The sequence below is a fragment of the Dyadobacter sp. HNCC25DJ183 genome, from assembly GCF_056895175.1.
Genome location: NZ_JBXHAP010000005.1, coordinates 37,593 through 54,029 on the forward strand (window position 1 = coordinate 37,593; position 16,437 = coordinate 54,029).

The window sequence follows — 16,437 nt, forward strand, 5'->3', positions numbered from 1 at the left end:
CTTCTTAGAACTTGAAAGTAATACCTGCTTTCAATGGGGATGCATTGTAACCTACTTCTGCAAATACGCCAATGGTAGGCTTGAAATAGTAGCGGGCACCTGCAAATGCTCCGAAAAATACACCACTGCCATAAGCGTCGTAGCCAATTCCGTCATAAGAGGAGCTCGCAATACGGTAGCCAAGTGATGGACCTGCGTAAAGATCCAGGTTATCCATTGTAAGGAAGTGTTTTCCAAAGTGGTAAGAACCTCTTGCCGCAATGCTGATAAAGTTATAGCTCCATCCGTAACCATAAATTCCGCCGCCGTAACCCCAGTGAACAAAATCCAGCTGTCCACCAACACTGATAAAATCATGAACTCCACCTTCAAAGGATGCACCCGCTCCAACTCCGCCGCCGCCATATGTGCCGCCTAGGTTGATACCTGCATTCAGTAATTTATCTCCTTTCTCGAATTGCGCAAAAGCCTTTTCCGAGGTCGCGCTTAGAACGGACGCAACGAAAAACATGAATAGAATCTTTTTCATCGTAATAGATAAGTTATTGTTAATAATGGCACAAATTAAAGCGTTTAATTGAATGCTTCAAAACTTGTGCCATTGTTACTTATTATCCGGGTCGCTCCACTTTATTAGTGGCCTTCCATTCATGTTGCAGTCCGAAAATCAGATTTCCTTGCGCAGTTTTTCTTTGAATACCTTCTTGAACTTATCCAGTTTCGGTGCGATCACAAATGCGCAATAGCCTTGTTCCGGATTGTTGGCGAAGTAGTTTTGATGGTAATCCTCAGCAGGATAGAACTTCACAGCCTTCGTGATTTCGGTAACAATTGGGTTTGAGTAAGCGCCCGATTTATCAAGTTCTGTCTTGGCTTTTTCAGCAAGCGCTTTTTGTTCATCGTTGTGATAAAAAATCACTGAACGATACTGGGTACCCACATCATTTCCCTGGCGGTTTAAAGTTGTAGGGTCGTGGCTGCGGAAAAATGCCTCAAGAAGGTCTGCATAGCTGATCACCTTTGGGTCATAAACCACCTCCACACATTCTGCGTGGCCGGTATTTCCTGTGCACACAGCCTTGTAGTTAGGATTGGGATCATGGCCGCCGGAGTAGCCCGAAACAACCTTCTTTACACCTTCCAAAGACTCCATTACAGCCTCTGTACACCAGAAGCAGCCGGTTCCGAAAGTAGCGGTTTCCATATTGGCAGTATCAACATTCTTCTCGTCAAGCGACGTAAACGCGGTTTCTTTGTCCATTTTTCTCTTTTGTTTTTTATCCGACTGAGCGCAAGATATCACAACCATGCAACACAAAAATAAAAACGTCAAAATCGGGATTGTGGTTTTCATTTTACTGGTTTGGGTTACTTTACAGATTGATTAACGAATCCTTCACAAAGAAAGTTTTCTCTGAGGTATTCATCCATTATTTACGAAATTTGCCCGCAAAAAGATCGGTAGGGAAGGTACTTCAATGCCGGACTGCAGATCAAAAATCCCCGCTATGACATACCTCCATTTTAAGGCACTGCATATCATTTTTGTTGTGAGCTGGTTTGCCGGGCTCTTTTATATGCCGCGCCTGTTTGTTTATCACACAGAAGCAAACGAAAAGCCAAGTCCCGAGCGGGAGATACTTTTCGCGCAGTTTACCAAAATGGAAAAACTGTTGTGGAATGCGATTATGACGCCCGCCTCCTGGCTTGCATTGCTGTGCGGCGCAGCTATGATCTACATTACGCCTTCGTGGCTGGATCAGGGATGGATGCAGCTCAAACTGCTTTTTGTGATCGGTCTGGTGGTTTATCATTTTTTTACCCGCAAAATTCTCCTGGAAATCCGCCAGGGAAAATTCCGGTTTTCGTCTTTTCAGCTACGTCTCTTCAATGAAGTAGCAACTGTATTCCTGTTCTCCATTGTCTTTTTGGTTGTGTTAAAAAACACGGTTGACTGGCTCTGGGGAGTTTTGGGTCTGATTGCTTTTGCAGTTCTGATCATGACCGCAGTGCGGACTGTGAAGAAGTTCAGGGAAAAGAAGTAAGTCGCTTTTGCCCACACATTCCATTTTTGTAATCCATAAAAAAGCCACCGACTGAGAAGCCGGTGGCAGTAATATAGAAAACCTGAAAATTAAGCCAGAGCAGCTTTCAGGTTGGTATCAATTGCTTCAAGGAATTCCTCGGTATAAAGGAAGTGCTCGCCATGTTTTACGTCATTTCCGAAAACACCGATTGCCAGATCCTTTGTCATTTTACCGCTTTCAACCGTTTCAATACATACTTTTTCCAAAGCCTGGCAGAAATCGATCAGCGGCTGGTTGTTGTCCAGCTTGCCACGGAATGCCAAACCACGAGTCCACGCGAAAATAGACGCGATCGGGTTAGTTGAAGTTGGCTTTCCTTTCTGGTGCTCGCGATAGTGACGGGTTACAGTTCCGTGTGCAGCTTCTGCTTCCATTGTTTTGCCATCCGGCGTAACAAGTACGGAAGTCATCAGGCCCAGTGAACCAAAGCCTTGTGCAACTGTATCTGACTGAACGTCACCGTCATAGTTTTTACAAGCCCAAACGAAGTTACCTTCCCATTTCAATGCAGAAGCTACCATATCGTCGATCAGACGGTGCTCGTAATGTACTTTGCCTGCGTATTCTGTTTCGTAAATTTCCTGGAAAATATCCTTGAAACGCCCGTCGTATTTTTTAAGGATTGTGTTCTTGGTAGACAAGTACAGCGGCCAGCCTTTATCCAATGCCACATTGAAGCAAGCACGCGCAAAACCACGGATTGACTCGTCAATGTTGTACATCGCCATTGCTACACCTGCACCTTGGTACTGGTACACTTCGTGCTCGATCACCTGTCCGTCTTCGCCTTCAAATTTGATAGACAGCTTTCCTTTACCAGGAACAACGAAATCAGTTGCGCGGTACTGGTCACCAAATGCGTGACGGCCCACGATGATAGGCGCAGTCCAGTTGGTTACCAAACGTGGCACATTCTGCATGACGATCGGCTCGCGGAAAACAGTTCCATCCAGAATATTCCGGATCGTACCGTTTGGCGACTTCCACATTTGTTTCAGATTGAATTCCTTAACGCGGTCTTCATCAGGAGTGATTGTTGCGCATTTGATACCAACACCATACTCGCGGATTGCATTAGCTGCGTCCACAGTAACCTGGTCGTTTGTTTCGTCACGATACTCAACACCAAGGTCGTAATATTTAATATCTACATCCAGATAAGGTAAAATCAGCTTTTCCTTGATAAACTTCCAGATGATGCGGGTCATTTCATCGCCATCCAGTTCTACAACGGGATTGTCAACTTTAATTTTGCTCATGTCTTAAATTCTATACAATAGTTAAAGATTTGAAATCAAACCGTGAAAGTACAAACAAATGAATAAAAAGGCTGAAAAATCGCGCTAAACCGTGGCCGCATCAGGTTATTTTTTGATATTGTCGGCTGCGAAAAACGGTGATGAGTTCATGAAAAAAGCCTTTCTGCGTAAAGAATTTTTAAGAAAAAGAATGGCGCTGGCGCAGGAAGAACGCGAAGCGCTTAACCTCTCTATAACAGAAAAAACACTGCGTTACCTTTCTGAAATTACGTTTTCGACGGTTCACGTTTTCTTGCCTCATCCCTCTAAAAATGAAGTGGATTGCCTGCCGCTTATTTCGTTGCTCAGGGAAAAAGCAGCGCCGCCTCGCATTGTTGCGCCGCATGTTTTACCGGGAACAAAGGAAATGGAACATTATCTCCTGACACAAGAAACTACCCTGATTCCCAATCGATGGCGTATTCCTGAACCGGATCCTCACACTTCCGTTCGCATTGAGCCCCGACAAATTGACGTAGTACTGGTTCCGCTTCTCGCATTTGATCAGCGCGGTTTTCGTGTGGGGTACGGCGGAGGTTATTATGATCGGTTTTTAAAAGAATGCAGAGATGATATTGTAAAAATCGGCTTATCGTTTTTTGCCCCGGTTCCGGAAATAACAGATACCGACCTCTATGATATTCCACTCAACGCCTGCATTACACCCGATGAGATTTACAGGTTTTAAGTTGATGTAAGAGTTAAATCACCTAGGAAGAGCCTTTGTTAAATACTGTATTTAAATACATTAATGAAAGATTCGGGGCATAATCCTAAATATTCGTCGTAAATTTGCGGCACTTTTCGCCTCTCGGCGGGAATGGTCAATTTTATTCATTTAATCTCAATGCAAGAATGAAAATCGCAGTAGTAGGCGCTACCGGTTTGGTAGGCGGCGAAATCCTCAAAGTGCTCGAAGAGCGTAATTTCCCGGTAACGGAATTGTTGGCCGTTGCATCAGAAAGGTCTGTTGGCAAGGAAGTTACATTCAAGGGTAAACAGGTCAAGGTGATCGGTTTTGAGGACGCGATTGCAGCTAAGCCTGAGATAGCTATTTTCTCGGCGGGCGGCAGCACTTCTCTTGAACTTGCGCCAAGATTTGCAGAAGCTGGTATCACAGTAGTAGATAATTCTTCTGCTTGGAGAATGGACCCTACGAAAAAACTCGTAGTGCCGGAAATCAATGCAGGTGAGCTTACCAAAGAAGACAAGATTATCGCAAATCCAAACTGCTCTACCATTCAGATGGTAGTGGTTTTGAATCCATTGCATAAAAAATACAAGATCAAACGCGTTGTTGTGTCCACCTACCAGTCGGTAACGGGTACAGGTAAGGCAGCTGTGGACCAGCTTTTCTCTGAGCGCGCAGGCGACCATAGCAAAGGCAAAGTATATCCGCACCAAATCGACTTGAATGTGCTTCCGCATATCGATGTGTTCCTCGATAACGGTTATACCAAGGAAGAAATGAAGATGACCAATGAGACCAAAAAGATCATGAGCGACGACAGCATTGCGGTTACGGCCACAACAGTTCGTATCCCTACCATCGGCGGTCACTCAGAGGCAGTGAACATAGAGTTTGAAAATGAGTTTGATCTGCAAGAAGTGCGCGCGCTTCTCGCTCAGACAGAGGGCGTAGTTGTTCAGGATGATCCGAAGAATGCAGTTTACCCAATGCCTTTAACAGCTCATGGAAAAGACGAAACCTTTGTAGGCCGCATTCGTCGTGACGAATCTCAGCCTAAAACATTGAATCTCTGGATCGTAGCAGATAACCTTCGTAAAGGTGCTGCCACAAATGCTGTTCAAATCGCCGAGTTCCTGGCGAAGAATGAGCTTGTTGGCGTCGCGCAGGAAGCTTAATTTTAGAAATATTAAATAAATGAGAGCTGCCGCAAGGCGGCTCTTTTTTATTACCTGTCCACTTCTCCCATTACGACATCGATTGAACCGATGATCGCTACCAGGTCAGCGAGTAGAGCTCCTTTCGAGATTTCCCCGATTACATGCAGGTTATTAAAGCAGCAGGAGCGGGCTTTGCAGCGGAATGGAACATCTGAGCGGCCATCTGCACGGAAGTAAAAGCCTAATTCACCTTTCGGACTTTCGCCTCGGATATAGAAATCCATTGCTTTTGGGCGGATCTTCTTGGGTACCACAGCTTGCGGATCGAAGTCGCGGGTTCTTTTGTAATCTCCCGTAAGCTGCACCAGGCTTTGTTCAATCATTTTGACTGATTCCCAGCATTCGACTACCCTCACCCAGGTACGATCCCAGCAGTCGCCGGTTGTACCCATTTTGCCTTCTCCGATAGGAATATCAAAATCGAGCTCGGGGTAAACAGAATACCCATCGACTTTCCGAAGGTCGTATCTCAATCCCGCGCCTCGAAGCATTGGTCCCGTGCAGCCATAGTTAATGGCCACAGGCAGCGGAAGGATACCCACATTGGCAGTTCTCTGAATGAAGATTTTATTATCGACAACCAGCTGCTGCAGCTCGATGAGTTTGGGTTTAAGATATTTGATAAATTCCAGGCACCTCTCCTCAAATCCCACAGGCAAGTCGTAGAACAAACCGCCGATCCAGATATAATTATAGAGCATTCTTGCCCCGCAGGTCCATTCAAGCAGCCGCAGAATCTGCTCCCGGTCGCGCATCATCCACAAGAATGGGGTATAGGCGCCAATGTCCATGGCGTAAGTTCCCAATGCTACAAAGTGGGAAGCCAGCCTGTTCAGCTCGGTGACTACAACGCGTATGTATTCAATCCGTTTGGGAATATCATTTTCAATGCCCAGCATTTTTTCCACGCCTCTTACATAAGCATGCTCGGAGTTCATGGAAGCAACGTAATCGAGCCGGTCTACGTAAGGAATGGTCTGATTGAATGGAAGCGACTCAGCATGTTTTTCAAAACACCTGTGCAGGTAACCCAGGTGCGGCACCACGTCAACAACTACCTCACCGTCTGTTACTACCTCCAAACGCAGAACGCCGTGCGTGGAAGGATGTTGCGGGCCCATATTCAACACCATTTCTTCTGTACGAAGATTTTCGGAGTTGTATTTGGTGGGAACCGAAGCGGTCAGGTACTCGGGTTTGTATTCGTATTGAATGGCGTTGCTCATATTAAAATCTGACGAGTTTCTGATCGTGCACTTCGACCTTTAATGGACCAATCGGCCGACCTTCGTTGTGCAGCCGGTCTACCGCAGTCACATAGTAAACATATCTTTGTCCTGATTCAGCACTGGTATCCACGAATTTTTCACCCTGGTAGCACATTCCGAGGATTTTGGTAGGATCGTGCGCGCTGGCTTTTTCATCCGGCATAAACCTGTAAATAATGTAATACCAGGCTTTGTCCCCGTCCGGAGCTGCGTCCGGCCTTTCCCAGGTAAGCTCCAACCCTTTCGACAATAATGTGGCTTTCAGGCTTCTCGGAGAAAGCGGAGGTACATTATCTTTCCACGGCATTGTGGGTACCAATGCAGGGTATTTAAAAAAGTCGCGGCGGAGTGAATCCACAAATCCCAGACTATTCGCACGCAAAGATCTGGAACTGAAAAATATGGCCCCGTCTGTTTCACTTTCTCTGAGGTACCTTACCTGATTGGGAATCTCTTTGGGATTTGCCCAAAAAGTGTCTCGGTCTTTATACCCGACGCGATATGCGCCCATTCCTATATATAAATGTCTTTCGAAGCGGTTTTCAGTCCACCAGTCGACCAGATTACGATACGGAACCCTTCCGAAGCCTGATGAAAAATAAACCTGAGGTGCGATATAATCAATCCAGCCTTGCTCCACCCATTTCCGGCTGTCTGCAAAAAGATCATCGTAGGAAGCCAGGGCACCATAAGTTTTGGAGCCTTCGGGATCTCGGTCTTTATTCCGCCACACCCCAAACGGGCTGATGCCGAATTTCAGCTTGGGTTTGGCAGCGTACAATGCATCGTGAATCTGTTTTACAAGTAAATCCACATTATGCCTGCGCCAGTCGGCCTTGTTGGCAAAGCCCGCGCCGTATTTACGGTAAGTAGCTTCATCCTGAATCACCTGCCCGGGAGAAGCATAAGGATAGAAATAGTCGTCAAAATGGATCCCGTCCACATCGTAGTTTTTGGCAACATTTACAGTCATATCTGTAATAAACTGCCGTACTTCCGGGATCCCGAAATTGAAAAGTTTGTAACCATCGTAGCTGAGGATCCACTCCGGGTGGGTTTTGCTGATGTTATCAGCAGAAACGCTGGTGGAGGATTTGTGTACAAGCCTGTTGAGATTAAGCCAGGCATGAAATTCAAGGCCGCGCTGATGCGCCTGTTCGATCATGAAATCCAGCGGGTCCCACATCGGCTCAGGTCGTCTTCCCTGCCGGCCTGTCAGCCACTCAGACCACGGTTCGGGACTTTTAGCATAAAATGCGTCACCCGCTGCCCTTACCTGGACAAACACCGCATTCATTCCGACTCTTTTATGAAAATCAAGTAGATTTGAGAACTCTTCCTGCTGCTCTTCTGGTATAAGATTTTTACTGCTCGGCCAGTCAATGTTATCGACTGTTGCGATCCAAACAGCCCTGAATTCTCTTTTTGGAGGCAAAAGATTATCACTTTCAGTAGTCTGCGCAATGCAACTTTCCAACGAGAACATGATCACTGCAAAGAAAAGCGCAACTATTTTAATTTTTTTCACTATCTGACCAATGCAAAATGTTAATCCAATCAAAGTAACGTAATTTGGAACAAAGTTAGCCGACAAGGCACTTAAATTCATGTGAGGAGGAGCTCATTTACGGCTCTGAATTCAGCAGGCGGCCATTTGAGAAATTCTTGCCATTGTTATATTTCGCCGTTTTCGGCACTGTATTTCAGCGAATAATCAAGTGCACGATTGTTGTTATTGTGAATAATTTTTCTGCATATTTATTGTGTAATTACAAGGATTTTTGTGACTAAAAAAGCGCATTTACTTGCTGAATTACCGATGGTAACGTTTAAACATACATCCCATATTGGAACCTTTTGTTAAAACCACGAAGAAAAACGTCCTGTTTGAAGTTGCATGGGAGGTTTGTAATCAAGTTGGAGGAATATATACTGTTATAAGGACCAAAGTGCCGGCAATGGTTGAAAAGTGGGATGAAAACTACTTTTTGCTGGGCCCATATTTTGAGAAAAAAGCGAGTTCCGAATTTGAGGTGATCAATGATCTTGATGACTCACCGGCGGGAAGGGTAGTGAAGAGGATGCGTGAAATGGGCTACTCGGTTTATTACGGATACTGGCTCGTTACAGGCAAGCCCCGTGTCGTTCTTTTTGACCTTGACAGCATTGCAAAAGAGCTTGATGCGATCAAGTTCAACCTCTGGGAAAAAAGCCGCATTCCTACAATTAATGTGGAGCATCTTGTAAACCAAACCCTGTGTTTTGGTGAAATGGTGCGCATTTTCCTGAAAGAATATGCAGAAGATAATGCAAAGAGGGAAGATATATCTGCGCAGTTTCACGAATGGATGGCGAGCAGCGGCTTGCCTGAGCTAAAAAGGGACAATGTAAAAGTGGCGCTCACATTTACAACCCACGCGACCATGCTCGGCCGCTATCTTGCCCAGAATGTCTCCGGTTTTTACAACAAACTGCCATTTTTTGACTGGGAACAGGAAGCCAAAAATTACAATATCCTAGCGCAATGTTCAGTGGAGAGACAAGCCGCATTGAATGCGCATGTACTCACCACAGTGAGCGACGTTACTGCCCGTGAATGTGAGGTTTTCCTGGGGCGTATGCCTGATCTTGTGACGCCGAACGGGCTGAATGTAGTTCGCTTTCAGGCAGTGCACGAGTTTCAGAACCTGCATTTAAAACATAAGGAACGCATTCACGAGTTTGTCCTGGGACATTTCTTCCCAAGCTATTCTTTTGATCTTGACAAAACACTTTACTTTTTTACTTCCGGCCGCTACGAATACAGTAACAAAGGTTACGACCTTACCCTGGAAGCGCTTGCGCGCCTGAACTGGAAAATGGTGCAGGCAAATATGGATATGACGGTGGTGATGTTCATTGTGACTAAGCAGCCTTATTATTCTGTAAATCCGGATGTTTTGCAGTCACGCGCCGTGCTGAATGAATTGCAGGAAACTTGTACCGCAATTGAGAAGGAAGTTGGGGAAAAGCTCTTCCTGGCAACCGCTTCGGGCGCCGACCACAAGATGCCTGACTTAAACAACTTCGTAGACGAATATTGGAGACTAAGGTTGCGCAGAACGATCCAGAGCTGGAAAACGGACAAGTTACCTGCTTTCGTTACGCACGATTTGAAAGAGGAAGACGGGATTACGGATTTTTGCAAAAGGGCAAATCTGGTCAACAATGAGCGCGACCGTGTGAAAATCGTTTACCACCCGGACTTTATATCTTCCACCAACCCACTCTTCGGACTTGACTACGGTCAGTTTGTACGGGGCTGCCATTTGGGTGTTTTCCCAAGTTACTACGAGCCGTGGGGTTATACGCCGCTGGAATGCGTAGTTCGGGGCGTGCCTACTGTTACAAGTGACTTGTCGGGCTTCGGTGATTATATCATGCAGATTATGCGTGATTACGAAAACCGGGGTATATATGTGATCAACAGAAAATCGCAGACATTCTCGCAAGCCGCCGATCAGCTGGCTGATATACTTTTCAAATTTGTACGAATGCAGCGCCGCGACCGGATTATGCAGCGCAACAGAGTCGAAAATATCTCAGACGTTTTCGACTGGACAAACCTGCGTTCCTACTACGATACCGCGCACGATCTGGCTACGAAAAGGAGAAAGCCTTGACAAAGAAGCAAAAAGCCCGCATTTGCGGGCTTTTTTATTGGATCACCCGCAAAACTGCGGGGTAAAGTCTAAAATTTTGATCTGCTGAAATAATGGGGATGCTTTCCGCATGTGCTGTTGCCAGCAAAATCCTATCAAAAGGATCCCGATGATCTGGGAAGAATGGGAAAGGTAACGTTTCTGCATTCAATCACATATGTTCATCCAGATCTGATAACGGATCATTAAAGTCCTCCGGAATACTGTATCCCTTTCCGGAAAGACTACCAAGTACCACTCCTGCTTTTCTCCCGGTCGGATTCACGCTTTCAACGGTTGCCTGCTCCTTCATAAACAAAACCACTACTTCGGATTTCTCAACAGCCGGAGGGCTTTCGATGAAGGTAAGTCGACCTTTTTCGTAAATTCCTTTTACAGCTGTGTACATAATAGCGTTTGATTTGTATAGTTGAAAAACGATCACACTTCATAAAAATACATTTAAAGAAGCAAAAACCCAGATTCTTGTTACCTTTTACAATATCAAAAACGATTAAAAGCAATTATGAACTACATAGAAGTTGATTTAACCATTGAACCCGACTTTTCAGAAATTATTATGGCAGAGCTGGGCGAACTGGGATTTGAGTCCTTTGTTGAGACCGAGAGCGGCTTGCTGGCCTACATTCAGGAAGAGGTATTCGATGAAAACGCATTGCAGGGAATTGTCGCCAAATACCTGGATCTGACGGCAATAGCGCCCACATGGAAATCGTTAGAAAGAAGAAATTGGAACGAGGAGTGGGAGAAAAGCTACGAGCCGATCGAAGTCGGTGACCAGGTACGGGTGAGGGCAACATTTCATAACCCGGATCCTGCATTTAAATACGATTTGCTGATCCAGCCTAAAATGTCTTTTGGCACCGGACATCACGAAACCACCTGGCTCGTGATGAATGAACAGCTGAATCTGCCTCATGAGGGAATTTCAATTATGGATGTAGGCTGTGGAACCGGTATTCTGGCTATTCTGGCTGCCAAATTGGGTGCAAGCAGTTTATTGGGCTTTGATATCGATGAATGGGCAGTGGAGAATACAGTCGAGAACTTTGAAATGAATGAACTCACCGCCGAGACCGAAGCTTTTCAGGGCACGATCAGCAAAGTGCAGGAAGGAAGGATGTTCGGCGGGATACTGGCCAACATCAACCGAAATATCCTCCTGGCCGAAATCCCCACTTACATTCAACACCTGGAACCAGGCGGCTGGCTGGTAACAAGTGGTTTTTATGAAAATGATCAGGCAGATATCGAGCAATGCGCATTGGATAGCGGCCTTAAAAAGTTGAGATCAAATACACGTAACCAGTGGGCAACCGTTGTATTTGAAAAACCAAAAATCGGCTAAAATCGATTGACAGATAGCCAACAGCTAAACGCTCACAGCCAATAGCTAAAAGCCAAAAAAATGAGAATAATCCGCTATACTTTACTTTTTTACTGCTTCATTTTAACTGGCAATACTGCATTTGCCCAAAACCTGAAATTGCCCGACGAACCCGCCCAGTTTATGGTGCAGTTCAAAAAGGCAATGGACGGAAGCCGCAACCCGCAATATATCCGCGCGGCTGCCCAGCTGGATAGTATCTGGATGTCCGGATTCAATACTGCCCAGCAGATGAAGTTCACATCCATTGTAAAAGCGCAGGTTGCAAAAGGTCAGAAGGCGGGACCTGTTTTGTACCTGCTCTCGCGGAATGCAGCTTTTTTTGCCAAAAATGCGCCGGATAATTTTGATAGTTTTCTCAATCTCGCGGCCCAGGCAGGAGAAAAGTACGATGGTAAAACATTGCAGAAAGTACTGGAAACTGTACGTGTTCTGAACGAAAGTAAAAAGTTGTATGCGGCTAACTATAACTCTCTTTACCTGGTAGAAGGCTCCTATAAGTTCCGTTTCGACTCGGCGAATGTAGAAAGGGCGAATGTGGAAGCTGCAATCAATGACAGCTGGGACACGCCGGTAGATACCAACTTTGTAATTGCGCCCAAATCGACGCCTGTTCCTATCATTTCAGGTGCGCTGGTTGACCTCCAAAATGCAAAGTTCGCGATGGTAACGGGCAGCGACTCGGTTGTTTTTGGGCCAAGTAATGGCAGTGTTTCCTTACAAGACGGAATTTTTGTGGGTAAAAATGGAAAGTTCGACTGGCTTGCTGCCGGAGATTCTTCGATATATGTGGACCTGGATGCGTATTCTTTCAATATTAGCCAGCCAAAAATTGTTGCGGAGAATGTAACCCTGCACCACGAGCAGCAGCTTGCTGCGCCTATTAAGGGTAAACTGGAATACCGTGGCGTAAAAAAAATTAAAGGTCAGCCTGCACCTTACCCGCGTTTTGTTTCCAATGGAATTGACGCGCGATTGAAAGATACCCGCAAAAGCATTGATTATAAAGGTGGCTTTTCACTGATTGGTACGGATATGTACAGTACTTCGCTCAGCGATCAGCTTTCAACCGTCCATGTGAAGTATAAGGATAAAGTCGCATTTACTGCCAAAAGCAAGAAGTTTGCCCTGCGCGACTCGGTGATTTCATCTTCATTTGCCATTTTTTCAATGCCGCTGGGCAGCGATTCTATTTATCATCAGGGAGTTACACTTAAATATAATGATGATGAAGGTCTGGTGAAAACCGGCAGAATGGAGAGGACGGACTATGCGCCGCTGCCCTATCAGGACAGCTATCACAAAATGAACATCTGGGCGCAGGCAATGCGCTGGCGGTTTACAAACGACAAGCTTGAATTTTTGCGGATTGACGGCAAGCAGGTTGTGCCGGTTACTCTGGAATCTCAGGATTTTTTCAAAAAAGAACGTTTCAGGGAAATTGCCAAGGAATATGGTTTTCAGCCGCTGAATATGGCAGCCAGCTACGTGCAGGCGACCAAAAAATCCGCATTCCTTTCAGAAGAGCTTGCGGCGAAATTCAAGCAGAACCCCAAAATCGTCCGCAATACGCTCGACAGACTGACGCTGCAAGGTTATTTTATCTACAATAAGGCCACGGACGAATATGCATTGAGCAAGAAAGGAGCCTTATATGTACTCGCAAATATCGACAAGGCCGACTACGACAATTTCCAGGTCGCGTCGCAGTACACAGCCAACAATGAAACTGCGAATGCCACCATTTACATGCCCGACACCCTACTTACTGTTTTGGGTGTATCGGGTTTTGTTGTAAGTGATTCCTTGAAAATCAATGCGGTACCTTCTGACAAAAAGCTGATTATTGGTAAAAACAGGAATTTCACATTGAATGGAAGAATGGTGGCTTCCAACTACCAGTTCCGCGGTCAGAATATCAAATTTGATTACAACCAGTTCTTCGTGAATGTGGCGCCTTCGGATTCGATCACATTTACACCCAAAGAGAAATTTGCCAAGGGTCAGAAAGGCGAAGTTGGAGGCCACGTCAAGTATGATAAAGGCGGTACCTTTTACCTGAGCGATCCTAAGAACAAATCCGGCTTGCAGAAAGGCGTGAAGAAGTCGCCCAGATTGGTGGTGGAAGATGGTATGACGGTGTTTTTTGACCAGGAGGAACGTGGTCCGATTACTTACCCGAAAGAAAATGTGTTTTTCAAAATACCGAAACTCGATATGGGCGGGCTTGATGAGCGTGACGTGATTTTCGACGGTACATTTACTTCCGGAGGCATTATTCCGCCGATCAAAACAGTACTGAAAAGCATGCCCGATAACTCTCTCGGGTTTGAATACAAGCCGCCGGTAACAGATATGCCGATCTACAACGGGCAGGCTCAGGCAAAGTTTACCGACACGCTGACAATGGATAATACCGGTTTGCATTCAAAAGCGGTTATCAAATATCTATCAACCACGATTACTGCCAAGAACGTCGTACTCGCATCTGACTCGCTCATGGCTTCCGGTGAAATCGCGTCTATTAAGGAAGCGACCATTGGAAAAGGGTACTTCCCGGCAGTAGCGCTGAAAGATTATGCATTGAAATGGTACCCGAATGCAGATAGTATGTTCATCAATACAACCGGAAAATCGTTCTCCTTTCATAATGGGACAACCAACCTGGAAGGGAGCCTGCTATTGCGGTCGACGGGGTTGTATGGTAATGGAAAGTTGAAACGGGCCGATTCAGAGCTTTCTTCGCCGGATATCAAATTCAATAAAGATGGATTCCTGGCCAACCGCTCCTCGTTTGTCATCAATAGCAGCGAGGTTAAATCGGCTAAAAAGCTGCTGACAGGCAATAATGTAAACGTTGATTTCAACTTCAAGACAGGAATAGCGAATTTCCTGACTGATGAAACCGGGTTTGGAAATGATTCTTCCGGAATGCAGATCCCCACAGCCTCTTACCAGACATTGATAGGAAGTGCGAAATGGGATATGAATAAAAAGACAATCCTGATGAAGGGAATTGGCGAAACATCTACTTACACTTCGACCGATTCGACGCAGGAGGGATTGACATTCAATGGTTCCGAGGCGCTGTATGATATTGAAAAAGTGTCGCTTAACATCAAAGGTGTTCCATTTATCCAGACTGCCGACGTGAAGATCATTCCGGATAAAGGGGTGGTGAGTGTGGACAGTAAAGGTAAAATTGCACCTCTGAAAAACGCCCGCATTGAAATCGATACATTGAATGTAGCGCACAGAATGCGCGACGCGAACATACGCATTGACTCCCGCAACCATTTTGAAGGTTCGGCCACCTACCAGTATATCACGGCGAGAAAAGATACCTTCAATATCAAAATGCAGAATTTCGAGCTGCGCGAATTCGGCTCGGAAACGGAAGGAAAGCGTTCCAGAAACAACAATCAGCCGGCCGCTATCAGGTACTACACTACAGCGCGTGCGGATGTAAAAGAAGAAGAAAACCTCGTACTTTCTCCGCGTATCCAGTTCAAAGGCGGCATTAACCTGATTGCCTACGAGCCTTCCCTGCAACTGGACGGATTTGTAAAGCCGGTTATCAAGTTCAGAAAGAATTTTCAGAGCTCGTGGATTGTGTACAAAGAATCTCCGGGCGAAACCGTAGCGATCAAGATTAACAAAGACCTCAAAAACGAGCACGAAATTCCGCTGTCAGTAGGGTTGCATTATAATGAAACGCGCGGGATTTACATGAGCTTTTTGTCGCCGAAAGAATCTGATGGAGATGAGGATATTTACCTCGCACAAGGCGCATTGAATTACGATGAAGACCAGAAAGCATTCAAAGTGGTACCGCCACCGGGAGCCGACGGGTTAATTGATGAAGCAAATGCACTTCGTTTTGACGATAAAACAGGCCTGGCTACCTTCTCAGGCCCATTTAAATTAGTAGGCGCTGACTGGCTGCAATCTGTCGGAAGCGCCGAGGTACAGGTGGATAGTTCTAAGTTCAAATTCAATAGTATGTTACTGTTGAAAATGCCTGCGCTGGAACCAATCGCGCAGCCTATTGCAGCTAAGATCGTCGAAACGAACCTGGAAGAACAAAACAGCACTGCGGCAGATGATGATTTTGAACAACTCAATCAAAAATTGTCTGCATTGATTGGCGCGAAAGCGACTGACGCGTACGCAAAGCTGACAGCGGCAGGCTATAAGCCACTTTTCGAAGCTTCACCGATCCTGGATGTTCCGATGGTACTGTCGAATGTAAACCTGCATTGGTCGCCTTCGCACCAGGCTTATTATTCTCAGGGACCGATTGGCGTGGCGCATTTGGGACACAACAACATCAATGCACAAATGGATGCATTGCTCGAAATCCGCCGTGGCGTAGAAGGGGATGAATTCAGCCTTTTCATACAGGCTTCGCCCGACATTTGGTACTATATAGATTACAAAATGGGCGAGCTGGGCGTTGTCTCTTCCATGGTCGACTTCAATGATCAGATCACAGCAAAGTCCAAAAATGTGAAATCAAAAGATATGACGCTGGTGTCGATCGGATCTGAGGAGAAGGATATGTTTGTAAACCGGTTCGACGATTTTTATCAGCCTGCTGTCAAGAAAGCGAAGCTTGTGAAAACAACTGCAAAGAAAAAACCGGTAAGTGCTCCCGCGGAACAGAAGAAGAAAAAGGAAGAACCTACCGAAGGATTCTAAGCAAATTTTAATAAATGCAGTACTTTATGCTAGAAAATGAAATTTTCCATACATAATCATGGTTTTTAGGTACAGTTTTGTTGTAAA

The 16,437-nt window shown here is 45.6% G+C and carries 12 protein-coding genes; 6 read left to right on the forward strand and 6 right to left on the reverse strand.

The window, feature by feature from the left end:
- Positions 1–4 precede the first annotated feature (4 nt).
- Both AC1XTG_RS13515 and msrA read right to left on the reverse strand, forming a co-directional pair.
- Positions 5–529 carry a hypothetical protein gene (locus AC1XTG_RS13515; protein WP_484842350.1) on the reverse strand — a complete coding sequence of 175 codons (525 nt, stop codon included), beginning with the start codon at positions 527–529 and terminating at the stop codon, positions 5–7.
- 138 nt (positions 530–667) lie between these two features.
- Positions 668–1,354 (reverse strand): peptide-methionine (S)-S-oxide reductase MsrA, encoded by a 687-nt coding sequence (gene msrA / locus AC1XTG_RS13520; protein WP_200942850.1) that lies wholly within the window; start codon positions 1,352–1,354, stop codon positions 668–670.
- A 154-nt stretch (positions 1,355–1,508) separates the two neighbouring features.
- Between msrA and AC1XTG_RS13525 the strand changes: the two genes are divergently transcribed.
- On the forward strand, positions 1,509–2,045 hold the full coding sequence (locus AC1XTG_RS13525; protein WP_484842351.1) for a CopD family protein: 537 nt from the start codon (positions 1,509–1,511) through the stop codon (positions 2,043–2,045).
- Between the two features lie 89 nt (positions 2,046–2,134).
- Here the strand turns inward: AC1XTG_RS13525 and AC1XTG_RS13530 are convergent, their stop codons facing one another.
- Complete coding sequence (locus AC1XTG_RS13530) at positions 2,135–3,346, reverse strand: NADP-dependent isocitrate dehydrogenase (RefSeq protein ID WP_056290683.1); 1,212 nt, start codon at positions 3,344–3,346, stop codon at positions 2,135–2,137.
- Between the two features lie 148 nt (positions 3,347–3,494).
- Between AC1XTG_RS13530 and AC1XTG_RS13535 the strand changes: the two genes are divergently transcribed.
- Both AC1XTG_RS13535 and AC1XTG_RS13540 read left to right on the forward strand, forming a co-directional pair.
- Positions 3,495–4,073, forward strand: a complete 579-nt coding sequence (locus AC1XTG_RS13535) for a 5-formyltetrahydrofolate cyclo-ligase (protein ID WP_484842352.1) — start codon at positions 3,495–3,497, stop codon at positions 4,071–4,073.
- A gap of 167 nt (positions 4,074–4,240) precedes the next feature.
- On the forward strand, positions 4,241–5,251 hold the full coding sequence (locus AC1XTG_RS13540) for an aspartate-semialdehyde dehydrogenase (protein WP_056290686.1): 1,011 nt from the start codon (positions 4,241–4,243) through the stop codon (positions 5,249–5,251).
- 50 nt (positions 5,252–5,301) lie between these two features.
- On the opposite strand, the gene AC1XTG_RS13545 is transcribed toward AC1XTG_RS13540, so the two are convergent.
- Positions 5,302–6,519 (reverse strand): NADH-quinone oxidoreductase subunit D, encoded by a 1,218-nt coding sequence (locus AC1XTG_RS13545; RefSeq protein ID WP_484842353.1) that lies wholly within the window; start codon positions 6,517–6,519, stop codon positions 5,302–5,304.
- A 1-nt stretch (position 6,520) separates the two neighbouring features.
- The gene (locus AC1XTG_RS13550) at positions 6,521–8,089 is read right to left on the reverse strand and encodes a glycoside hydrolase family 10-like protein (protein ID WP_229238799.1); all 1,569 of its coding nucleotides are present in this window, start codon (positions 8,087–8,089) and stop codon (positions 6,521–6,523) included.
- 319 nt (positions 8,090–8,408) lie between these two features.
- Here AC1XTG_RS13550 and AC1XTG_RS13555 point away from each other — a divergent pair, with 319 nt between their 5' ends.
- Entirely contained in the window at positions 8,409–10,223 is a 1,815-nt protein-coding gene (locus AC1XTG_RS13555) for a glycosyltransferase (RefSeq protein ID WP_056290691.1), read from the forward strand.
- 190 nt (positions 10,224–10,413) lie between these two features.
- Here AC1XTG_RS13555 and AC1XTG_RS13560 read toward each other — a convergent pair whose 3' ends face one another.
- Positions 10,414–10,650 carry a hypothetical protein gene (locus tag AC1XTG_RS13560; protein WP_056290694.1) on the reverse strand — a complete coding sequence of 79 codons (237 nt, stop codon included), beginning with the start codon at positions 10,648–10,650 and terminating at the stop codon, positions 10,414–10,416.
- 117 nt (positions 10,651–10,767) lie between these two features.
- Between AC1XTG_RS13560 and prmA the strand changes: the two genes are divergently transcribed.
- Together prmA and AC1XTG_RS13570 are read left to right on the forward strand one after the other, a co-directional pair.
- Complete coding sequence (gene prmA / locus AC1XTG_RS13565) at positions 10,768–11,610, forward strand: 50S ribosomal protein L11 methyltransferase (RefSeq protein WP_484842354.1); 843 nt, start codon at positions 10,768–10,770, stop codon at positions 11,608–11,610.
- Positions 11,611–11,670: 60 nt separating this feature from the next.
- Positions 11,671–16,350 (forward strand): hypothetical protein, encoded by a 4,680-nt coding sequence (locus AC1XTG_RS13570; protein ID WP_484842355.1) that lies wholly within the window; start codon positions 11,671–11,673, stop codon positions 16,348–16,350.
- The last annotated feature ends 87 nt before the right edge of the window (positions 16,351–16,437 follow it).